Source organism: Sulfurihydrogenibium sp. (assembly GCF_028276765.1).
GTDB lineage: Bacteria > Aquificota > Aquificia > Aquificales > Hydrogenothermaceae > Sulfurihydrogenibium.
On record NZ_JAPYVU010000007.1, the window covers coordinates 24640 to 47617 of the forward strand.

The following is a 22978-nucleotide window of genomic DNA, read 5'->3' on the forward strand; positions in this document are numbered from 1 at the left end:
TAGATTAGGTAAAAAACATATCAGAGAAGTATATCTTACAAGAAATTCAACAAAAACGTGAGATTACAGGTGTTATAAATTTTAGTTGAGCTTGATAATTATCACGAAAAACTAACCTTTTTACTGTTTAAAATATAAAGACCAATCACTAAAAACACAACGTCAAAAAAGAATATAGAAAAATACGGAATATTGCCAACTTCAGCAACGGCAGATATTAGTGATGTTCCATACCAGTAAAATACTGTTGCCAAAAATCCTAAAGCAGTGTAAAGCTTATTATTAGTCCATATAAATCCAAGAATGAAAACCGTTAAAATAAAAGGTGCTATAACAGTAGCCAACTTTTCATAAAACTTGCTCCAAAAATAATATGATTCATAACCATAAGCTTGAGATATGGAAGCTATTTTGTATAACTCTGAAATTGACACAGGCTTTTTAGCCAGGATAATTTTTTTTATGTTCTCTACATCAATATTTATATCTAAAATTTTTTTATCAAATTTTTCAACTATAATGTTATCTAAGCTATTTATTTTTATCAACCTTCCGTTTGATGCTTCAATTTTATCTAAGCTAACTTTAAAATCTTCTGCTTCTAATCTGTAAATTGGGTTAAACTCCTTATCTAAGCTAATAAATATTAGTTTTTTTCCAACCTTTGAGTTTAAATCAAAAAAATCAAAGTATAAAAATTGGTTTTCTCCTATCCTTAGCCACATTTTATAAGCTATGCCTTTGACTTTTTCATCTTCTTGCTGATTTTTTAACTTTAAATATAAAGTTTGATATATCTGATTAGTCTTTGGCATAACGGTTTCTAAATTTATGACTTGTAAAACCACAACCAAGATTGAAAAGAGCATAATTCTTATTGAGATATAATTTAAGGATATTCCATTTAGTATGATTGGATAAATTTCTCTGCTTTTTATTAAGTCATTGATAAACATAAAAGATGCTACTATTAAAGAAATTGGGATTATGTAATAAGCATTTTCAGGAAGCTTTGTTAGGATGTACAAAGTTAAAGTGCTAAATTCTATGTTTTTTGCTTTTTTTAAAATCTCAATAAGCTCAATTAAAGCAGAGACTATTGAGAAAGATGGAAAAATGATAAGTAAATATACAAAAAGCTTTTTGTAAATGTAAGCATCTAAAATTCGCATCAGTAAATAAGTGCAGTTAGGAAATAGTCAAGGATTAAGATAACTACTGATGCAACAACTACAGCAGTTGTTGTTGACCTACCAACACCTTCTGCACCACCTTTGGTAATGTACCCAAAATAAGCTGCTATCGTAACAAGAACAACACCAAACACAGCAGATTTAAACAAACCACCCATAATATCCTTTAGCTCTGTAAAATCTTTTAATTTTTCCCAATACATGTATTCATTTATTCCGTAAACATAAACAGATGTAAAGTATCCACCAATTACACCGCTTGTATAGGATAAAACTGTTAGGAATGGCACCATTAGTATTGCTGTAATTATTCTTGGAGCAACAAGATATCTCATTGGGTCTACTGCCATAACTTCAAGAGCATCTATCTGCTCTGTTATTCTCATTGTGCCTATATTTGCAGCAATTGCAGAACCAGACCTTGCAGTAACTAAAAGAGCTACTAAAACAGGCGATAATTCTCTTGCAAGCGACAATGATACCAAAGCTCCCATCAAAAACTCAGCGTTGAATTTATGAAAGGTTGGATAAGTCTCTACAACTAAAACACCACCGGTAAAAAATCCGGTTAATACTATCAAAGGTGCAGCATTGACGCCAATATCTTCCATATATTTAAGTATATGCTTTATCTTTGGAAATTTTTTAAAAGATAATAACGTTCTAAGAAAAAAAATTGTTATGTTTCCTGTATGCTCTATTAAAGAATTTATTACACCCATTTTAAAAATCTACTCCGTCTTCAGACTCTTCTATATATTCCTGCTCTTCTTCATAAATTTCTTCTTCTATATTATGACTTGTTTTAGCTAAATTTTCAAATTTAGTTATTTCTTTAATGAATGCTAAATGAACCGTGCCGGTTGGTCCGTTTCTTTGCTTTGCAATTATTATCTCCGCTAACCCTTCTTCTTGCGGCGAAGGATTTTTCTTATAATACTCAGGTCTATGTATGAATAAAACAAGGTCTGCGTCTTGCTCAATACTACCAGATTCTCTTAAGTCTGCAAGCTGTGGTCTTTTGTCTGCTCGCATTTCAGCTTGCCTTGAAAGCTGTGCCAAAGCTACAACAGGAATTCCAAGCTCTTTTGCTAAAGCCTTTAGCCCTCTTGATATTTCTGCTACTTCTTGTTGTCTATTTTCTACTCTTCTATGGGAGCGAAGCAGTTGCAGATAATCAACAACGATTATCTTGACATCTTTTTCTTTTTTCAACCTTCTTGCCTTTGCTTTTAAATCTAAGATAGATAAAGAGGCAGTATCATCTATATACAATGGCGCATTCATCATTTTTAATGCAACTTCTGTTAATTTCTCAATCTCACTTTCATTTAAAAATCCAGACCTTATTTTTTTAAGTGGAATTTTAGATTCTTCTCCAAGAAGTCTCATTGCAATTTGTTGTCTTGACATTTCTAATGAGAAAAATGCAGAGGGAACTTCATCTACAACGGATAGATGATGTAAAATTGACAATGCAAAGCTTGTTTTTCCCATACCCGGTCTTGCAGCAATTATGACTAAATCACCCGGATGAAATCCGGTGGTTAATCTGTCTAAATCATAAAATCCAGTTGGTATTCCTGTGACCACTGTTTCCTTTTTGGAAAGTTCATTGATTATTTTTAAAGTCTCTTTTAAAACTTCTCCAAGACTGTAATAATTTACTACTTCTTTATTTTCTGTTACCTGAAAAATTATACTTTCCGCTTCCTCTAATAAACTGTTTATATCAGATTCTTTATTTTTTGCTTTGGCAATTATCTTTTGCGCAGATTCTATTAAAGACCTTAAAATGGATTTTTCTTTAATGATATCAACAATTTGAAATGCTATGTCAGGCGGAACACTTTCTTCGGAAATTTGGTATAAATAACTTATTCCTCCTATGAATTCTAATTTTCCCTTTTTTTCTAATCCGTCTTTTAAGATGATCAATCCTAAGGATTTCCCTTGGTTGAATAAATCAATAATGGTCTCGTAAATGATTTTATGTTTTTGAAGATAAAAATCATCAATTTTTAGCTTAGTAAGGACTGAGTCAATGATTTCAGGATAAACGATTAAACTTCCAAGGATTGCCCTTTCTGCATCTTCATCATAAGGCAAAAAGGGCAAATCCTTTAGAGTTTCCATAGCTTTTATTATTTAGATTCTGGTACTACGTGTACTTTGATAGTTGCTGATACTTCAGGATGTAATTTAACTTGGATATTGTAACTTCCAAGATTTCTAATTGGACTTCTAAGCATTATTTTTTTCTTATCAACTTCAATATCTCTTTCTTTTAATTTTTCAGCAATATCTGACGTTGTAACAGAACCATACATTTTTCCGGTCACACCAATCGGTCTTCCTATTTCAACCTCAACGCCGTTTAGTTTTTTTGCTAATTCAAGAGCTTTCTCTTTTTCTCTTTGGAGCTTTCTTGCTTTTTGGGCTAAAATATTGTCAATAAATCTTTTATTCTCTTCTGTTAATTCTAATGCCAATCCTCTTGGAATAAGATAATTTCTTGCAAAACCTCTTTTAACCTCTATAACATCACCAATAGTTCCCCAGCCTTCTACGTCCTTAGTTAAAACAACCTTCATATTTCACCTCCTTAAATAATTACGTAAGGTATTAAAGCAAGCTGTCTTGCTCTTTTAATCTCAACAGCCAACCTTCTTTGATGTTTAGCACAAGTTCCAGAAGTTCTACTTGGAATTATTTTACCTCTTTCAGATATAAACTCTCTCAATGTTTCAATGTCTTTGTAACTTGGTTCTTTTTTTTCTGCACAGAATTTACAGTATTTTTTTCTTTTTGGAAAGTATGGTTTATTTTGAGCAGCATTAGTCATTTTTATTCTCCTCCTTTAAATAAATTTTTAAAATGGTACATCCTCGTCTGATTCAAAATCTTCGAGCGGTATGTCAAGGTCTTCCTCTGTAGAGGTTGATTTAGCATTTCTATCGCCGGGCTTTCCAAGTAAGGCTATTCTATCTGCCACAATTTTTACCTTACTTCTTTTTTCGCCAGAAGATGATTCCCACCTATCCTGTCTTAATGAGCCTTCAATAAGAATTTGATACCCTTTGCTAAGCTGAGATCCTACTCTTTCAGCAAGTTTTCCGTAACTTTCAATGTCAAAAAAGTAGCTCTCTTCTCTCCACTCTCCGCTTTTGTCTTTATATCTTCTATTTACAGCTATAGTAAGATTTGTTACCTGTACACCGCTTGGAAGAAACCTAACTTCCGGGTCCCTTGTAAGCCTTCCGATTAACATGACCTTATTGAGCATAATTATGCAACCTCTTTATTCTCCTTTAGCAACAGCTTTAGGAGTTTTTAATTTCATATTTAAAAATCTGATTATGTCTTCATTGATTCTTAGATTGTACTCTAAGATCGCCGGTAGTTTATAATTTTCTGTTTTGTAGTTGATTAAGAAATAGTATCCAGAATTGAACTTGTTAATTGGATAGGCAAGATTTCTTCTTCCCCAGTTTTCTTCGTTGTAAATCTCACCTTGGTTTTGCTGGATTAAATCTTTGATTGCCTGAACTCTGGTTTTGATTTCCTCTTCAGACAAAGTTGGCTTAAGCACGAAAACTAACTCGTAATGTCTCATACATCTTCCTCCTTTTGGATGATTTTTTAAATCAGCCTTCCCGCCAATTTGCAGGAAAGCAAGGCTTTATATTACATTTTTATTACACATATTCATAGATTTTTCTACACCATATTTTAACACATTTAGAATGCATTCATTTGCATGGGCTAAAACTTTATCTAACATGAATTTTTCTTCTTTTGTAAAAGGTGATAAAACATAATCGGACACTTCTTCCTTTTTTTCCGGTCTGCCTATTCCTATTTTCAATCTGGGAAATTCTTCCGTTTTGATTGTATTAATAATAGATTTTATCCCATTATGTCCACCACTTGAACCTTTTAACCTTAATCTTGCTACTCCAAGCGGAAGGTCTAAGTCATCATACACAACCAAAATTTCAGATGGTTTTATTTTGTAGTCTTTAAGTATATTTAATACAGCATTACCGCTTAAATTCATATAAGTTTGTGGTTTTGCAATAATAACATCGTAATCAGGGCATTCGAAAATATGCGAAAAAGCTTTTTCTTTATATTTTTTATCGCAGTTTAAAGACTTGGCAACCAAATCAGCAACCATAAAGCCTACATTATGACGAGTGTTTTTATACTTCTCACCCGGATTGCCAAGTCCTATTATTGCCTTAATCAATTATGCTGTTGCTCCTTCTCCTTCTTCAGCTGATACTTCTTCAACTTCAGGTTCAGAAACTACTGCAACAACTTCATCCGGATGTGTCATAATCTTCACACCTTCTGGAGCTTTTATATCTCTAACATGGAAAACGTCTCCTAAATCAAGATCAGAAACGTCTATAACAATTTTTTCTGGAATATTCTTTGGAGTTGTTCTTACCAAGATAGAGTGTAAATGAGCTTCAAAGATACCGCCTTTTTCCACACCTTTAACTTTTCCAACAAATTCAACAGGAACTTCAATATCAAGCTCTACACCCTGCGTTACTTCGTAAAGGTCAACATGAATAGGCTCGTCTCCTAAGTAGCTGTATTGAATATCTTTTAAAATGCACAATTTTGGCTCTGGATCTCCTTCAATTATTAGCTTAATTAAAAAGTTTCCGTGTGGTCTTGAAAGTAGCGATTTTTTAGTAATGTAAACTGAAATGTTTGGGTGCCCTTTACCATAAATCTCTGCCGGTAAATAGCCTTTTTTTCTGTAATTTTTTAATTCGCTTTTAACAGTTTTCTTTCTTGGTAATGCTTTCCATTCTATGGTTTGAATCATTCTAAGCTTCCTCCTTGTTAAATTTAAGTTAAAAAAGTATTATATCATAAATTTGTATTTTTTGGGAAGTTGTTATAGGGAGACTGGTTCCATAAATTCACGCCGTCATTCTGAAGCCGACAAAGAATCTCTTGTTTTCTTTCCAAGTCAAAAAATCAAAAAAAGATACTTCGGACTTCGTCCTCAGGATGATACGGAAAGGTAAGCTTACGAAAATTTTGGAACACCCTCAATATTCTCTAAGGACTTTATAAACTCTTTCTGATTTTGATTTTCTAAACAGATACTAGGATTGAATAGAAGGAAAAATTAGAAATCTGGCAAGTGTAAGAATATTAGATATCATAGATTTTTTGAAATATTGTAAAATAAAGATTAGATTTTTGCATTTTTGCCTCCTTGGTGGAATTTTTGCTATTACAATTTTAACTACCGCCAAGGAGTTTTTTAGATGTAATTTCTCACCCCAAGCATATGTAATATAATTTATTAATAATTTTTTGTCAGGAGTAAAGGAGTTGTTAAAAAGAATTAAAAGAATATTGATTGCAAACAGAGGAGAGATTGCTATTAGGGCTATCAGGTCCATTAGAGAGCTTGGCGGAGAAAGTGTTGCTGTTTACTCCGAAGCAGATAAAGATTGTATTCATAAAGATTTAGCTGATATATCAGTTTGTATAGGACCTGCTAATGCGACAAAGAGTTACTTAAATATTCCTGCGTTGCTTTCTGCTATAGATTTAACCCATGCTGATGCAGTTTATCCTGGATATGGTTTTTTAGCAGAAAACCCTACCTTTGCAGCTATCTGTGAAAGAAGCAATATAAAATTTATTGGACCATCTTCAGAAACAATAAAACTTACAGGAGACAAAGCACAGGCTCGTGAAGCAGCAAAAAAGGCGGGAGTTCCAATAATTCCCGGTAGTCCACCAGTAGAAGAACTAAAAGAAGCTTTAGAAATTTCTTCTGAAATTGGATATCCTGTACTTATAAAGGCTGCAGCCGGTGGTGGTGGCAGGGGTATGAGAGTTGCCCATAACGAGCAAGAACTTGCAAGGCTTTTACCTTTAGCACAAAGAGAGGCAGAAAGTTCTTTTGGTGATAGGCGAGTTTATATAGAAAAATTTATAGAAAATCCAAAACACATAGAGATCCAGATATTAGCTGATGAGTTTGGAAATGTCATACATCTTGGAGAAAGAGAGTGTTCTGTCCAAAGAAGACATCAAAAACTTATAGAAGAATCTCCATCTCCATTTATAGATGATAAAATAAGAAAAGAGATGGGAGAAGCGGCTGTTAAGTTTGCTAAGGCTGTTAATTTTACAGGTGCTGGGACTGTTGAGTTTATCGTTGATAAAAATAAGAATTTTTATTTTATTGAAATGAATGGAAGAATACAAGTAGAACATCCTGTTACAGAAATGGTTACAGGTGTTGATATAGTCTCTTGGCAATTAAAAATAGCAGACGGACAAAAGCTAACCCTAAGACAAGAAGAAATTAAACCAAACGGTCATGCCATAGAGTTTAGAATAAACGCAGAAGACCCAATCTCTTTTGTTCCTCAACCGGGGAAAATAGAAAAACTATATCTTCCCGGTGGCTATGGCGTGAGAGTAGATACACATATATATCAAGGATATACTATTCCACCATACTACGATTCTTTAATGGCTAAACTTATCGTTTGGGGAAAATCGAGAGAAGAGGCTATAGAAAGAGGAAAGAGAGCCTTAAAAGAATTCATTATTGAAGGGCTCAAAACTACCATTCCTTTCCATCTAAAAATGCTTGAACATCCAGAATTTATAAAAGGAACTTATACAACTTCCTTGGTTGATAAAGAGTTCTTAGGAATAAAAGTATAATTTGACATGAGGCTGTTCTAAAAAATGATAAAGGTATTATCTTGCTGTCATTTTGCAGCCGGCGAAGAATCTTCTCTTTTCCTCAATTTTTAAAAGAGGAGATCCTTCGGCTTACAGCCTCAAAGGTAGCGTGTTGATTTTTACAAGCAGCCTTTCAAGCAATGTTAACTAAATCGAATCTTTGACCGTACTTTTCAAATAGTATCTGCTTTAATTCTTTATGATTTTCAAGCTCTGGGTCTTTTTTTATCAATTCTTCAGCTTCTTTTGTAGCTAATTCTAAGATTTCTTTATCTCTTGTTAAGTCGGCAATAGAAAAATCGCTTTCGCCGGATTGTCTTGTTCCTGTAATTTCTCCTGTTCCTCTAAGCTCTAAGTCTTTTTCTGCAATCTTAAACCCATCTGTTGTTTTTACAAGAATTTTTAATCTTTCTAAGGTTTTTAATCTTGATTTTTCTTTTGTACTATCTTTCAGTGGATATTTTAGATTAGCCGGGGCTACTAAAAAGCAGTAGCCTTCATACTGACCTCTTCCAATTCTACCTCTTAGCTGATGAATTTGAGAAAGTCCAAATCTATGAGCTTCTTCTATTACCATCACCGTTGCATTTGGAACATCTACACCAACTTCTATAACCGTTGTTGATACAAGAATATAAGCTTTTCCTTCTTTAAACTGTTTCATTATCTCATCTTTTTCTTCTTGGCTCATTTTTCCATGAAGTAGTAAAACTTTTTTATCCGGGAATCTTTCTTGCCAATGTTTGTAGCCTTCTTCAGCAGATTTTAGGTCTGATTTTTCTGATTCTTGGATTAATGGATAAACTACAAAGGCTTGTCTTCCTTTATCAAGCTCTTGTTTTATAATTTCATACATTTTTTCTCTTTCGTCATCAAAAAGCAAAATTGTTTTTACGGGTTTTCTGCCTTTTGGAAGCTGGTCTAATTTAGATATATCTAAGTCTCCATAGTTTGCCAATGCTAAGGTTCTTGGAATTGGTGTTGCTGTCATTACTAATACATGGGGCATTTTGTCTGAACGTTCAATCAATGCTTTTCTTTGCTCAACTCCAAACCTGTGCTGTTCGTCAACCACTGCCAAAGCTAAGTTTTTGAATTTTAATTTTTCTTCTAATAATGCATGGGTTCCGATTAAGATTTTTATCTCTCCAAGTTCTACCGCTTTGTATACCTGCTTCTTTTCTGAAGCTTTCATACTTCCTGTTAAAATAGCTATTTCATAATCTTTCAGATAATCTTTGAGAAAGTTTTTAAAATTATGATAATGCTGCCATGCAAGAATTTCTGTTGGTGCCATTACTGCAGCTTGGTAGCCGTTTAAAGCCGCTGCCAAAGATGCAGCCGCTGCTACAACCGTCTTACCACTTCCAACATCTCCTTGGACCATTCTATTCATCGGGATTTCTTTTTGTATATCCTCTAAAATCTCTTTTATGGTTCTAACCTGAGCTTGAGTTAGTTCAAAAGGTAGATTTTTTTGAAAGTTTTCTAAAAAGTTTGAATCTATCTTAATTTTATAGCTTGGATGTTTTTGTAGTAAGTATCTTCTGTATTTTTGGGCAAGTTGCAATAAAAAAAGCTCATCGAAAATCAAACGCTTTTGATGTATATCTTGAAAGTTGTTTAATAAATCTATATCAAAGCTGTCTTCTGGGAAATGGACATTTTTTATAGCTTTTGAAAGTGATGGAAAGTTATACTTACTTAATATATCATCAGGCATATAATCTTTCACAGATGAGAATTTTTCTACAATCTTATACATTCCTCTTCTTAGATGGTTTAAAGTCTGTCCTGTTGTTTTTACAGAACTGTCTCCTCTTAAAGAGTAAACAGGTGCTATTCTATCTATAATATCTTCTACCGGCTCTAAAATCTCTGGCTGAATGATTGATATATTTTTATTAAAAAAGCTAACTTTTCCAAATATTTTTACTTTTTTACCTTTTCTAAATGCTATGAAAAGATAAGGGCTTTCATGGGTGAAAAATGCTGAAAATCTTACATTGTCTTGTTTTAAAATGACCTCTACTTTTAACTTTCCTCTGCCAACTTTTTTTATATCCTCAACTTCTGCGATGAATGTTCCTGTTTCTCCGTCTTTGACTTTTAGTATTTTCTTTATTCTTCTGTCTTCATATCTGTTTGGAAGGTTAAAAAGAGCATCTCTTACATTGCTAACCTGGATTTTTTTAAAGGCTTTCTTTTCTGTAGCTAACAAAGATTGAAGTTTTTCAATGCTTAACTTTGCAAGCTGGACTAAATCAAACTTAGCTTCTTCTTGTTTTTGTGTAGTTTGTTTTTCATACTTTGATTTTACTTCTTCTAAAAAGTTTAAGACTATCTTTAAAAATTCTCTTTTTTTATTGACGTTTATATTATCAATGGATTTTAAATCTTCTTTTAATCCGGGAGTAAGAATATCGCCTACGTTTTCAAGTATAGCTTGGGATACTTTTACTCTTTCTAAAAGTTTATCGTTGTAAGATAAAACGGTTCTAATAATTTCAAGTGTTTTGTTGATTTTTTCCATAATCTGCTATAAACTGCTTTAGCTCCTCTACAAATTGATTTGGGTCATGTCCGTAGTTTATGGCTGCGATCTGTAATCTTTCATGAGGTTTGCAAGCACAAACATTGCAGTACATGTTTTTAGATTCAAAAAATCTTCTTGTAAATGGATACTTTCTTAATACTTGCTCTACCGTTGTGTTTAAATCTATATCTTTCATTATTTAATCCTCCGTTTTTGTCAGTAGAACTACAACATAACAAGATGCTGCTTCTTGTTTGCCTATGCTGTCTAATTTTTCATTGGTTTTAGCTTTTATGAAAATTCTGTCTTCGCTTATTCCAAGAATTCTGGCTGTGTTTTGTATAATTTGCCTTCTGTAAGGTAAAAGCTTAGGTTTTTCTATTATTATAACGCCATCTATGTTTGAGATTTTATATTTTTTATCATCTACTAATTTTTTAGCATAAAAGAGAAAGTATTCACTTGGTTTGTTTTTATATTCTGGGTTTGAATCTGGGAACAGCTCTCCAATATCTGCGTATCCTATAGCTCCAAGAAGTGCATCAGTTAAAGCATGAAAGAAGATATCACCATCAGAATGAGCTAAAAAACCTTTTTCAGATGGTATTTCCACACCGCCAATGATTAACTTTTTACCACTTTCTAATTTATGAATATCGTATCCGATACCAACTCTTACTTCCAATTTAACTTTTCCCTTAAAATATCAAAGTAATTTTTATATGGAGTTCTTACGATATGTGCATAATATGGAGATTGTTTTACAACAATCTCATCACCATAAAAAATTTGAGTACCTTCTTGTCCGTCTAAGGTTAACCATGCATCTTTTTCTTTAGATACCATTTTAATGGTGATTGGCTCTAAGGTTGGCAAAATTATAGGTCTGTCTGTTAGAGTATGGGGACAGATAGGGACTAAAACAAATACTTCCATCATTGGATATACAATCGGACCACCTGCTGATAAAGCGTAAGCAGTAGAACCGTTTGGCGTTGATACGATAATTCCATCTCCGTTATAAGTAGTTATATATCTATCTCCAACATAAACTGAAACATCAACGATTCTTGCAAGGATTGCTTTATTGATAACTACATCATTTAATACATCAGCTTCTAATATTTTATTTCCTTCTCTGAAAAGACTTACTCTTAACATCATACGCTTTGATATACAAAGTGGCTTGGATAGTATGGTTTCAAGCTCTTTAAAAGCATCATCTTTATTAATTTCTGTTAAAAATCCAAGCCTTCCAAGATTGATTCCGATTATTGGAATTTGAAATTTTGCAACTCTTCTTGCAGTTATCAATAAAGAACCATCTCCACCAACAACAACTAATAAATCCGTGCATTTTAAGTTTTCTTCTTTTTCAAGGTCTGATAAATTTTCAAAAATATTGCTTTCTATGTTTTTACTTTCAAGCCATGCTTTCAATTCTTTTGAAAATTTCTTAGCTTCTTCCGATTGCTTTGTAAATATATCAACTTTTTTATAAAACGGTAAGATTGCCATATCTCTCCTTGGTTTAGCGTTATATAGTTTTTATTAAATTAATGCTTCTTGATATTTTTTACATGCTTACAATCATCTTTAAAGAAATATTTTATCAAAAAAATGGTTTTGAAAGAGATCGTATGGATAAATACTTAGAAATAACAAAAGAGGTTGATAAAATTTCATGGTGTAAGTAAGGGCATCTTTATCTAATATCTAAAAAGAGTTTGAATTTAGGTATAATTTTAGAGATAATATTCGATAGCAAGTATATATGAATGTAAAAGTAAAATAAAACGAATGCGTCAGGGTGAGAAAATCAATAAAAGCATGAGATTTTTCGCTTCGCTCAGAATGACAAAATAGGTTACCCTTTCTCTAATGTTTACCATTCAACCTTTATCCGTCATCCTGCAGTCGGCAAAAATCTTCTGTTTTTACCTAATTTATTACCCCGACATACTTTAATTGGAAGTATTTTTAGAATTAAAGTCAATCAAATCGGAAATCCACATATAAATAACCGGTAAAGCTCCAAGTAAGCCAAATAGTCCGGCAATAAAAAATGTATCTTGAAATGAAAAGTTTAGACTGTGAAGATATTCGACGCCATAAAATAAAGCCTTAGCTTTTAGCTCTGCTACGTTTTCCGGAACTGCTACCATATTTTCTTTGATTTTATCAATAAACTGACTGACGTAATTGTAATTTTGCATTGCATTTATCCCTTCAAAATGCTCCCATTGGTGCTTGTATAAGTCATTTGTAGCTATTGCAGTCCCAAATGAACCACCTACAAACCTTCCATAATGCATAAGTCCTGTACCGAGAGATGTTTTTGGTCCAAGCTTTCTAAGTGCCAAGGTTGTAACCGGTGCAAAAAACATTCCCATAGAAATACCAAGAGGAACGGTCATTAATGCAGCTTTAACTGTCGGTGTGTAGTAATCTAACTTTGGAATTATAAAGATAGATGTGATCAAGTATAAAACTGTTGCTATGTATAAAACATACTTTTCATTCCACTTATCAGACAAAATGCCGGCAACGGGAGAGAATAAAGCTATAAAAAACGCAAAGGCGAGTATATGAAGTCCTGCCTCAAAGGTTGGAAGCCCTTTTAGGTTTTCATAGTAAAGTGGAAGAAGGTAAAAAACCTGATACATAGAAAATCCAAGAAGTAAGAAAAACACCATAAAACCTACAAAGTATTCTTTGATTAAAAAAATTTTAAAATCTATCAGCGGCTCTTTTGATAAGATCTCTGAAAGAATGTATAACAGTAATGCAAACCCTGAAATTATGGTTAGATATACTATCGTATCAGACATAAACCAACCAAGCTGTTGCCCTTTTGAAAGTAATATTAATAAAGCTATTGTAAAGACAGACAAGAAAAAGTAGGATATAAAATTTAGCCTTGCCTTTTCTCTTATCATGCTTGTTTCCGGAAGATAAAAAATTGCAAGGATGGTTGTTAAAATTCCTACCGGAAGGTTGATAAAAAATACCCATCTCCAATTTAAATACTCTGTAATGTATCCCCCAAGAGTTGGTCCAAGTGCTGGTGCGAAGCTAACACCAAGCCCAAAAATTCCCATTGCTAAGCCCTTTTTTTCTTCCGGATAGACAGAAAATAAAATCGTTTGTGCTGTTGCCATAATCAAAGCTTCGCCGATACCTTGCGTGATTCTTGACGATATCATCCAATCTAAGGATTGTGCTACTCCACACATATAAGATGAAAGCGTAAATACCACTATTCCGGCTATAAATACCTTTCTAAGACCTATGACTTTATCAAGCCATTCTGATAAAATCAGCATTACAGCTGAAGCTATCATGTAGGCTGTTATTACCCACTGAATACCGTAAAGGTCTGTTTGAAGTGGTCCCATCATCTTTGGAACAACAATGTCAACGATGGTTGTATCCAAGATAGCCATAAAGGCTCCGGTCATAACTATAAAAGTGATTAATCCTCTTTCTAAGTTTGTAATTGTTTCGTAGATAGGTTTATTTTCCATCACTTTTTCTCAATCTCTACCTCTCCACCCAAGCCAACTCTTAAAAGGCTCATGTCTCCTTTTGTTATTCTTATTTTCACCGGTATCCTTTGTGCCAATTTAGTAAACTCACCTGCTGATATATCCCTTGGAACTAGTGCAAACTTTGCAGCAGATGCAATATCTATACTTTCCACCTCACCTTCAAAGGTTTTGTCAGGATATGCGTCCAACTTTATGTATGCTTTGTTGCCAACCTTTACACCGCTTAGCTTTGTCTCTTCAAGTAAAACTTTTATATAAAAGCTATTTTCTTTGACTATTGCATAAACCGGCTGTCCGGCTTTTACAATATCACCAATGGATACGTACTTTTTAGCAATGATGCCATTATACGGAGATTTAAGCTCTGTGTATTTTATTTGATTTTCTAAATCTTCTTTCTGTTTTGTAAGTGCTAAAATCTTATTTTCAAGTGCTGAGATTTGATCTTGGATTTCTTTACTTACCTGTCCTTGTGTTTTTACAAGCTCTACACTCTCTTTAGATTTAGCCTTTGATACATTAAGCTCTGAGATAGATTTTTCTATTGCTTTTTTCTGGTCTAATAACACTTTTAGCTGTGTGTTTATCTCTTCATACTTAGCCTTTGGTACAAGACCCTTTTCTAAAAGGTTTCTGTATCTTTCTTCATCTTTTTTAGCTTTTTCAATCTGTGCTTCTACTTGTGATTTTTGTGCGCTTAGGCTCTCTATTTTTTTATCAATCTCCTGCGTGGTTAAGCTTGTTATTTTTTGATTTAATTCATTTTCTTGTATGATTCTTGAAAGTTGGTTTTCTAATTGTGATTTTTGTTTTTTTAGACTTTCTATCTCATAGTTTATATTTTCAAGTTGGATTTTGTAATCTGTATCATCTATTTTAGCTATTGTTTCATCTGCTTTTACTAAATCGCCTTCTTTTTTGTAAAGCTGGATAATTTTCCCGCTTACTCTATTAAATCCTACATTAGATAAATAATCAGTCTCAACAAAAACAGCATCTGATATTACATACTTCATTCTGTGTTCTATCCATGTGAAGGCAAAAAAAGCAAAGATAAGAATCAAAACCAAGACAACAAAAAGACCTATACTTTTCTTCATTTTAATACCTCTTCTAATCTTCCTACTGACTTCATAAGGTCAACGTATGCTTTTTGCAGATTGTAGAAGTTTATTTCTCTGCTTTCGTAGGCTTTTGTATATGAGCTTTCAGCATTTAATAAATCTGTGTTTGTTGCAAGCTGGTTAGCGTACTGCTCTTTTACAAGCTCAAAGTACTCTTTTGCATAGGCAAGACTTTCTTCTGCTACTTTTAGGTTTTGTTTTGCAGTGATGTAGTTTTCATAGGCTGTTTTTATCTCAAGTTTTATATTCTCTTTAATATTTTCAAGGTCATAGTTAAGCTTTTGTGTGTTTGATTTTGCTTGCAGGTATTTATAATATGGCTCTACTCCTTGGAATTCTAACTGCAAACCTGCTGTAAATATAAGATTTCCTTTTGGGTCAAGGTAGGGACTTTGGGTTGTGTATAGATATTCACCTTGAACAAAAACCTTTGGTAGAAACTGTGCCTTTTCTATCTCCTCTGACAGCTGAGATTGCTTTATATTTTCTTTGTAGAATGATATTATATTTCTGTTATTTAATGCCTTCATTAAAAGCTCTTGATAATTTTCTGGCTCTTTTATGTTTAAAATTGGTTTTTCAAATTTTTCATCTTCTTGTATATTTTTTCCTGTTAGCTTTGAAAGTCTTGCAAGTGCTATTTTCAGATTTCCTTTTGCTTCTGTTAAAGACCTTTCTACTTCTGCAAGTCTTACCTTTGATTGTAGTAGGTCAACCTTTGTTATCAATCCTTCTTTAAAAAATTCTTGCTGTTGTTTATAGATAGACTCAACAGCTTGATACTCTTTTTTATAAACATCTACTAGCGCCGATGCAACAAAAACATCTAAATAAGCTTTTATCACTTGTGCTGTAATCTCATCTTTCATCTCTTTATAGTAATACTTAGTAGCTTCAAGGTTGTGCTTTGATATCTGAATCTTGTTTTTTACCTGCCCACCTGTAAAGATTACATGATTTAGTCCTATGTCAAATGTAAAAAAGTCTTTGTTTGACTGTTTAAAGGAGACTGGGAAGCTTGGAATTTTTGTCATTGGTGTTTTGTTATAAAATTTTTCTGATGCCGATGCAAAAAAAGTTGGAAATTTGAGATTTTCATCTGCTTTTAACTGATACTCAGAAGTTACTATCTGCTGGCTATAGGATTTTAGCTCTGGATTATTTGCAACTGCTTCATTTATAGCATCATGTAAGGTAAGTCCGTAGGAAAACGTCCAAGCTGCTAAGATGGGAAGAATTAATTTTTTCATTACAAAACCTCTTTATTTTATGCCTTTAAATATTATATTTAAACCTTTATCTAACCTGTCCTTTAATTTCTCTAAGCTTTCATTTTTTATAAGTAAACAGTTAAAAATAAGCTGTCTAATGTATCCGATGATAAGATTGGAAACGACAAAAGAGTCCTGACTTGGCAGGTCTTTTTCTATGATTTTTGCTAAAAGTTTCTGTAAATCTGAGATTTTTTGAATGTAGATATTTTTAAACTCTTCATTGATTCCAAGTAGATAATGGAAGAATATTATTGCTATTTCTTTGTTGTTGTAGATTTCTGTTATAAATTCTTCTAAAAGATTCTTTATTTTAACTTCAAAGCTGTCTTCTTTGTGATAGTATTTTTCTAAATCCTCCATAAGGCTGCGATGAAGAGTTTTTATAAGCTCTAAGAATAAATCTTCTTTACTTTTAAAGTATAGATAAAATGTTCCTTGTGCAACGCCGGCTTTTTCTACAATGTCAGAGACTTTCGTCTCGTGATATCCTTGTGTAGAAAACAGCTCTTTTGCTGCTAAGATAATTCTATCCTTTGTGCTCATAGGGTATTACTCCTTAATGCCAAGTATAAAATCTCTTTTATTTTGTCTACTGTATAGACTTTATCCAATCCCCATAGCTTTGCAGTTGTGTTATAAACATGGTTGGCTATTTTATCTATATCTGACGATGGTATTTTTCCATCTTGAAGTGAAACTGGTGCTCCAACTTTACTAAACCAATTTTTTAAAGCTTTTATTCCTTCCTCTGCTGTCGGTAGGTTAAACACTTCTTTTGCAAATCTATCAAATTGTTTTCTGTTTTTGTCTTTATACCACCACATCCAAGCAGGAATTACGATGGATAAACAAGCTCCGTGTGGAAGGTCGTATAAAGCTCCAAGAGAATGGGCTATCATATGATTTACATAAACACCACCTGCATAGCCTGTTCTTGTAATGCCGTTTAGTGCAAGAGTTGCCGCCCACATAAATTCAGCCCTTGCATCATAATCTGTTGGATTTTGAAGTATTTTCTCTGTTGTTTCCATAACTGTTTTTACTATGCTTTCTACAAGCCTGTTTTCTAAATTAGGACAGACTGTGCAAGTAAAATACCATTCTATTGTGTGTGCTATTGCATCAACTGCTGCGTAAGCTTGATACTCCTTGGATACCGTGAAAGTCAATTCTGGGTTTAAAATAGAAACTTTTGGATAGATTAACTCAGAGCCTATGGATAGTTTTTCCTGCGTTTCTTCATTTGTGATAACAGCGTATCCGTTCATTTCACTTCCTGTTGCTGCTAATGTAAGAATTGTAAACACAGGAAGTGCATCTGTGATCTCTTTGTCTCTATGGAAGTATTCCCATACATCTACATCTGATTTTGCTCCTACTGCAATGGCTTTTCCTTCATCAAGTACAGAGCCACCACCAACAGCTAAAACTGCATCTACATTTTCTTTTTTAGCCTTTTGTATCCCTTCCCTTGTATGGCTAAGCACTGGGTTAGGCTTAACACCACCATGTTCAATCCACTGGATACCATTTTCTTTTAAGCTTGATATCACTCTATCATACAAGCCTATCTTTTTAATCGATGATTGACCATATACAAATAAAACTTTTTGGATGCCGTAATCTTTCAAAACTTTTCCGATAAGGTTTTCCTTACCTTTCCCAAAAATAATTTTTGTCGGATTATAAAACTCAAAGTCATGCATTTTTACTGCCTCCTATTTTAAGGTACGACATTGTGTATCTTATTTTATCTATAATCATATAAAAAATTGGTATTACAAATAAACTCAGTGGAAGTGCTGTCATTAGTCCACCGATTACAGCTATTGCCAGCGGCTGACGCATCTCTGAACCTTCTGTAAGTCCAAGTACAACAGGAATTAACGATGCTACTATTGTTAAAGTTGTCATTAAGATTGGTCTTAATCTCTCTTTTCTTGCTTGAATGATTGCGTTGTAAGTGTCTAATCCATCTTTTTTAAGCTGAATAATTCTTTCTATGAATAAAACACTATCTCTTGTAACTAAGCCAATTAGCAAAATAATTCCAAAGTATGATGTTACGTTTAGCGATGTACCGGTCAATAGAATAAATCCAAACACTCCTGAAATTGCAAGTGGCAAAGTTAGTAAAACCGTAAATGGATGTAGCAAGCTTTCAAATAATGATGCAAGAATCATATATACAGCTATGATTGCAACAATTAGAGCAAGTCCTAAATAAGAAAATGTTCTTTTAAACTCTTTTGTCTGTCCTCCGATTTCATAGCTGTATCCCGGCGGCAATGTTTGTTTTATGAAATTCTCTACCTCTGCCACTGCATCACCAACCGACTTTCCACCTGTCACGTTAGCATAAAGTGTAAAGCTATACTGTCTGTTATATCTGTTGATAACGTTATAACCTGGAGACAATTCATGCTTGATTACATTAGAAAGCGGAACTAAACCTCCATCTTTTCCTCTAACGTAAACCTTCGAGAGATTTTCAAAGCTTTTTAAAAACTCTTCATCAGCCTTAACTATCATGTCATAACTTTCTGACCCTTTTTCGTAAGTGCCAATTTTAAACTTTCCAAACAAAAAGTTTAGCGTATTTGCTATATCTTCAACGGAAATACCAAGTGTTGAAGCTTTATCTCTATCTATAAATACTTTTACCTCCGGTTTATTTATTCTTAAATCTGTATCAATGTCTGTATAGCCCGGCGTTTGTCTTAACCGTCCTTCCAATTTATTTGCTATTTGGGATAAAACAGGCAATTCTGGACCTTTGATGATGTACATAACATCTGCAGACCTTCCTGCTGCCGGTCCTACCGCTGATGGTGTATCTACTATAGCCCTAACATCTTGAACCTTTCTAAACTCACTTCTAAACCAATCCATGATTACTTTTTGATGTGGTCTTCCTGTTGACCTGTCTTTCAGTGTGATAAAGAATATTCCACCGTTAACTTCCGGTCTTCCTGCTATACCTTCACCAAAAGCAACCCCGTACCTTAAAACATATGGATTTTTTTCTACTATTTTTTCAAGCTCCTTTGCCTTTCTATCTGTAAAATCAAAAGATGAACCGGTAGGTGTTTCAAATCTGACTAAAAATCTTCCTTCATCTACAACCGGTGTAAACTCTTTTGGAACAAAGCTTGCAAGTTTATAACCGATCATAACTGTAACTATTGAGATAGCTAAAACAATAGCTTTATGATTTAAAGACCATTTTAAAGCAACATCAAAAAGAGATTCAAATTTATCATAAGCTCTCTGAAAGATATTTTTCTCCTTAGCTTGAACTAATCTTGCACTAATCATTGGAGTAAAGCTTAAAGATACTATGTAAGAAATTGCTATTGCTACAATTAGCGTAAGTGCAAATCCAAAGAAAAACTTACCAATTACACTTTTAACAAATAAGACAGGTATAAAAATAGCTACCAAAGAAGCTGTTGATGCAAGTAATGCAAATATAACTGTTTTTGTTCCCTTTTCTGCTGCCTCTATACCTGTTAATCCTTCTTCATTTCTTCTATAAATACTTTCCATCACAACTATCGCATCGTCTATAACTAAACCAACCGCAACGGCTAAAGCTAATAGTGTAAATGTGTTTAAAGATTGACCGGCAAAGAATAAAACAGCTATAGCCCCTAAAACAGACACTGGAATTGCCATAGATGGTATAAAAGTCATCTTTAAACTTCCTAAGAATAAGAAAACTACAAAAGCAGTTAGCAGTGCTCCGATGACTATCTCATGCAAAGCATCGTTTACGCTTCTTTCAATAAACGTAGAAGCATCATAGTTTATGTCCAATCTTAAGCCGGCTGGAAGTTGTTTGTTAAGCTCGTTCATTTTTTCGATAACTCTTTTAGAGACTTCTACCGTATTTTCTTTTGATTGTCTGTAAATGATCAAAGCAATACCCGGCTCCGCTTCCTTAGAGTCAAAAGCTTTAAATCTTACTAATCCCCTCTTTTCGTCAAATGTAAATTCAGCCTTTCCAACATCTTTAATTCTTATATTGTTTTTAATTATGATGTTGTTTATCTCTTCAGGAGATTGACCCTTTCCATAGACTCTTATTGTGTACTCTCTATTTTGACTGTCTATTCTACCTGCCGGAATTTCAACATGATTTTTTTGTAGTGCATTAACAACGTCCATAGGTGTTAATTTAAATCCTGCAAGTTTTAACGGGTCTATTCTAACCCACATTACATAATCTCTAAAACCTCCAAGGTCTACCTGACCAACTCCTTTAACCCTTTCAAACTCTCTTTTGATTACCTTATCAGCATAGTAAGCCATAGTTCCATAGTCAGTATAGCCATGAAGCAAGATAGCCATCGTTGGAGCCATCCCGGTATCTACTTTTCTAACAATCGGCGGGTCAACGTTTACAGGAAAACTTCTTTGTGCCCTGTTTACAGCATCCCTCACTTCCTGAGCTGCAATATCAATATCTTTATCAAGGTCAAAGATTACTGTTATTCTTGAAGTTCCTGTAAAACTTGCTGAGTTTATAGCCTCTATACCGCTTATAGTTGCAAGCTGGTCTTCTATTTTTCTTGTAACGTTTGTATCAACTACGTAAGGAGAAGCTCCTTTATACGTTGTAGTTACTGAAACAATTGGAAAATCTACGTTTGGATTTCTATCAACTGGAATGTTTTTAAGACTGTATAAACCAGCAATTATGAAAGCAAACATAAACATCCATGTTGTGATTGGTCTTCTTATAAAAAAGCTATACATTATTTGCTCCAACGTTTGGTTATCTTGCTTTCATTATATAATATGACTGATAAATCAGTCAAGGAATTATAAGAGAAGACTTGCAAAAATCCATACCGTTATTTTGCAGCCGGTGAAGAATCTATTTTTCTCAATTTTTAAAAGATGACGCAGAAAGGTAAGCTTAAGAGAATTTTATAAGCATTTTCATTTTCTGCTGAGGCTGTTCCAAAAATCCAAATCGTCATTCTGAGCGAAGCGAAGAATCTCATGTTTTTCTTTTTAAATTAAAAATAAGAAGAGTAGATCCTTCGACTTACAGCTTCAGGATGACACGGAAAGGTAAACTTACAAGAATTTTGGAACACTCTCTCATTTCTGCTTGACAGGTTAAAAATTATTTTGTATATTTATATTAGCTTTTTAGATTTTTAACTGTACCTTGGAAATTGAATAGGTTAGCCCGCACAAGCTTGTTTTACGTGAAAACGTGAGACGTGAGATGTGAGACGTTAAATATTGGTTTATCAATAATTTAGTGATTTTTATCTGATTGATTGATGACTTGGTGGGGTGATTTAAAAGTCAGTAAAGCTAAGGTATTGGTAATGTGATTTTATTTTTTGATGTTTGATTTAAGCTCGTGTAGTGATGTTTTTAAAAAGATTTTTTGAAAAGTGAATGTAAGTATTTGTTATATTAAATTTTTTGATTTTGAAATTTTAAGCATTTAAGTTTTTGAGATTTAGGAGTTTTTTATTTTAAAATTTTTTAAGATCGGGAAGTTAAGGAGTGATATTTGCAGCGGGCTTCTGAGTTTTAGGTCTTCAGCAGGAGGCTTGTGATGGGATGTTAAAGGATAAAATATAATAATATATTTTCTGTATATCGAGGTTTGCTGCAAAAAACTTCAACTTGCGGATTTTTTAAAAATTTGGTATAATGTTTTACACATTGGCAATTGAATAAGATTTTTGCGAATTTATTTTTGAGTTAAAATTTAACGGGTTTGTAGCCTACCTATGAGGAATTGAAACGAATTTAAAAACTTCTCATTCAAAACAAGAGAAAACGTTTGTAGCCTACCTATGAGGAATTGAAACTCGATTATCTTAAAAATTATCTTGAAAATTCTTATAAGTTTGTAGCCTACCTATGAGGAATTGAAACAGTAATCTCTCTACTACCATACGGTGTAGCTTGCTTTGTTTGTAGCCTACCTATGAGGAATTGAAACTCATACCCGCCTGTAATATTTTATCCTCCTGGTTATCGTTTGTAGCCTACCTATGAGGAATTGAAACTACTGCCATTTGCTTATCAGATTTTGGATTTGTTGGAGTTTGTAGCCTACCTATGAGGAATTGAAACTCCATTCACCGTTCTTGTCCTTGTGGCTTCTGTTTAGTTTGTAGCCTACCTATGAGGAATGAGACTTTTTGAAAAGTTTTTGATAATGGTATTTCTTGTTTGTCATTCTGCAGCCGGTGAAGAATCTCCTATTTTTGTTTCTTTCTTTTTAAAACACATTAAAACAATGAGATCCTTCGGCCTTAGGATGACAAAGAATGACCTAATGTTATCATTCTGAGCGTCAGCGAAGAATCTCATGATTTTCTTTTAAAGTCAGAAAATCAAAAAAGTGGTTCTTCGGACTGGTGTACAAGCTAAAAGAAACATGGGAAAATATTATATATGCTTTGTCCAATAATAGAAAATCATAGAATAGTCTATTTTTTTCTGCATACGTTTTATTGCTTTTCTTTAATTAATTATACACTACGCTAATAATTATTCATTGTTAAAAACCTATTAATAA

At 33.3% G+C, this 22978-nt stretch carries 20 protein-coding genes and 1 CRISPR repeat array; of the genes, 1 reads left to right on the top strand and 19 read right to left on the bottom strand.

The window, feature by feature from the left end; translation table 11 throughout:
• Positions 1–101 precede the first annotated feature (101 nt).
• The 9 genes from Q0929_RS02110 to Q0929_RS02150 form a co-directional block, all read right to left on the bottom strand.
• The gene (locus Q0929_RS02110) at positions 102–1172 is read right to left on the bottom strand and encodes an LptF/LptG family permease (RefSeq protein ID WP_299237941.1); all 1071 of its coding nucleotides are present in this window, start codon (positions 1170–1172) and stop codon (positions 102–104) included.
• The gene (locus Q0929_RS02115; protein ID WP_299237942.1) at positions 1172–1915 is read right to left on the bottom strand and encodes an ABC transporter permease; all 744 of its coding nucleotides are present in this window, start codon (positions 1913–1915) and stop codon (positions 1172–1174) included. Before Q0929_RS02115 ends, Q0929_RS02110 begins: the two co-directional genes overlap by 1 nt.
• A gap of 1 nt (position 1916) precedes the next feature.
• The gene (dnaB, locus tag Q0929_RS02120; RefSeq protein WP_299237943.1) at positions 1917–3329 is read right to left on the bottom strand and encodes a replicative DNA helicase; all 1413 of its coding nucleotides are present in this window, start codon (positions 3327–3329) and stop codon (positions 1917–1919) included.
• A gap of 8 nt (positions 3330–3337) precedes the next feature.
• Complete coding sequence (gene rplI, locus Q0929_RS02125) at positions 3338–3787, bottom strand: 50S ribosomal protein L9 (protein WP_299237944.1); 450 nt, start codon at positions 3785–3787, stop codon at positions 3338–3340.
• Between the two features lie 11 nt (positions 3788–3798).
• Positions 3799–4038, bottom strand: coding sequence for a 30S ribosomal protein S18 (gene rpsR, locus Q0929_RS02130; RefSeq protein ID WP_299237945.1), 240 nt, complete (start codon positions 4036–4038; stop codon positions 3799–3801).
• Positions 4039–4065: 27 nt separating this feature from the next.
• Positions 4066–4479 carry a single-stranded DNA-binding protein gene (gene ssb, locus Q0929_RS02135; protein ID WP_299237946.1) on the bottom strand — a complete coding sequence of 138 codons (414 nt, stop codon included), beginning with the start codon at positions 4477–4479 and terminating at the stop codon, positions 4066–4068.
• Between the two features lie 15 nt (positions 4480–4494).
• Entirely contained in the window at positions 4495–4809 is a 315-nt protein-coding gene (gene rpsF / locus Q0929_RS02140) for a 30S ribosomal protein S6 (protein ID WP_299237947.1), read from the bottom strand.
• Between the two features lie 66 nt (positions 4810–4875).
• The gene (pth, locus tag Q0929_RS02145) at positions 4876–5445 is read right to left on the bottom strand and encodes an aminoacyl-tRNA hydrolase (protein ID WP_299237948.1); all 570 of its coding nucleotides are present in this window, start codon (positions 5443–5445) and stop codon (positions 4876–4878) included.
• Positions 5446–6036: a 50S ribosomal protein L25/general stress protein Ctc gene (locus Q0929_RS02150; RefSeq protein WP_299237959.1), complete on the bottom strand. Its 591-nt coding sequence runs from the start codon at positions 6034–6036 to the stop codon at positions 5446–5448.
• Positions 6037–6557: 521 nt separating this feature from the next.
• On the opposite strand from Q0929_RS02150, the gene accC reads away from it, so the two are divergent.
• Positions 6558–7913, top strand: coding sequence for an acetyl-CoA carboxylase biotin carboxylase subunit (accC, locus tag Q0929_RS02155; RefSeq protein ID WP_299237949.1), 1356 nt, complete (start codon positions 6558–6560; stop codon positions 7911–7913).
• 154 nt (positions 7914–8067) lie between these two features.
• On the opposite strand, the gene recG is transcribed toward accC, so the two are convergent.
• From recG to Q0929_RS02205, 10 genes are all read right to left on the bottom strand, one after another.
• A complete protein-coding gene (gene recG / locus Q0929_RS02160) occupies positions 8068–10467 on the bottom strand; it encodes an ATP-dependent DNA helicase RecG (protein ID WP_299237950.1) in 2400 nt (799 codons plus the stop codon).
• Positions 10442–10666: a hypothetical protein gene (locus tag Q0929_RS02165; protein ID WP_299229956.1), complete on the bottom strand. Its 225-nt coding sequence runs from the start codon at positions 10664–10666 to the stop codon at positions 10442–10444. The genes recG and Q0929_RS02165 overlap by 26 nt, the downstream gene beginning before the upstream one ends.
• A gap of 3 nt (positions 10667–10669) precedes the next feature.
• Positions 10670–11155, bottom strand: coding sequence for a 2-C-methyl-D-erythritol 2,4-cyclodiphosphate synthase (gene ispF / locus Q0929_RS02170; protein ID WP_299237951.1), 486 nt, complete (start codon positions 11153–11155; stop codon positions 10670–10672).
• A complete protein-coding gene (locus Q0929_RS02175; RefSeq protein ID WP_299237952.1) occupies positions 11146–11988 on the bottom strand; it encodes an NAD(+)/NADH kinase in 843 nt (280 codons plus the stop codon). The genes ispF and Q0929_RS02175 overlap by 10 nt, the downstream gene beginning before the upstream one ends.
• Before the next feature lie 446 nt (positions 11989–12434).
• A complete protein-coding gene (locus tag Q0929_RS02180; protein ID WP_299237953.1) occupies positions 12435–13997 on the bottom strand; it encodes a DHA2 family efflux MFS transporter permease subunit in 1563 nt (520 codons plus the stop codon).
• A complete protein-coding gene (locus Q0929_RS02185; RefSeq protein WP_299237954.1) occupies positions 13997–15121 on the bottom strand; it encodes an HlyD family secretion protein in 1125 nt (374 codons plus the stop codon). Before Q0929_RS02185 ends, Q0929_RS02180 begins: the two co-directional genes overlap by 1 nt.
• Entirely contained in the window at positions 15118–16395 is a 1278-nt protein-coding gene (locus Q0929_RS02190; RefSeq protein WP_299237955.1) for a TolC family protein, read from the bottom strand. The genes Q0929_RS02185 and Q0929_RS02190 overlap by 4 nt, the downstream gene beginning before the upstream one ends.
• A gap of 12 nt (positions 16396–16407) precedes the next feature.
• The gene (locus tag Q0929_RS02195; RefSeq protein ID WP_299237956.1) at positions 16408–16962 is read right to left on the bottom strand and encodes a TetR/AcrR family transcriptional regulator; all 555 of its coding nucleotides are present in this window, start codon (positions 16960–16962) and stop codon (positions 16408–16410) included.
• Positions 16959–18125 carry an iron-containing alcohol dehydrogenase gene (locus Q0929_RS02200; protein ID WP_299237957.1) on the bottom strand — a complete coding sequence of 389 codons (1167 nt, stop codon included), beginning with the start codon at positions 18123–18125 and terminating at the stop codon, positions 16959–16961. The genes Q0929_RS02195 and Q0929_RS02200 overlap by 4 nt, the downstream gene beginning before the upstream one ends.
• Complete coding sequence (locus Q0929_RS02205; protein WP_299237958.1) at positions 18118–21180, bottom strand: efflux RND transporter permease subunit; 3063 nt, start codon at positions 21178–21180, stop codon at positions 18118–18120. The genes Q0929_RS02200 and Q0929_RS02205 overlap by 8 nt, the downstream gene beginning before the upstream one ends.
• A gap of 986 nt (positions 21181–22166) precedes the next feature.
• A CRISPR array of direct repeats spans positions 22167–22596; the repeat unit is 30 nt; unit sequence GTTTGTAGCCTACCTATGAGGAATTGAAAC.
• Positions 22597–22978: the final 382 nt, after the last annotated feature.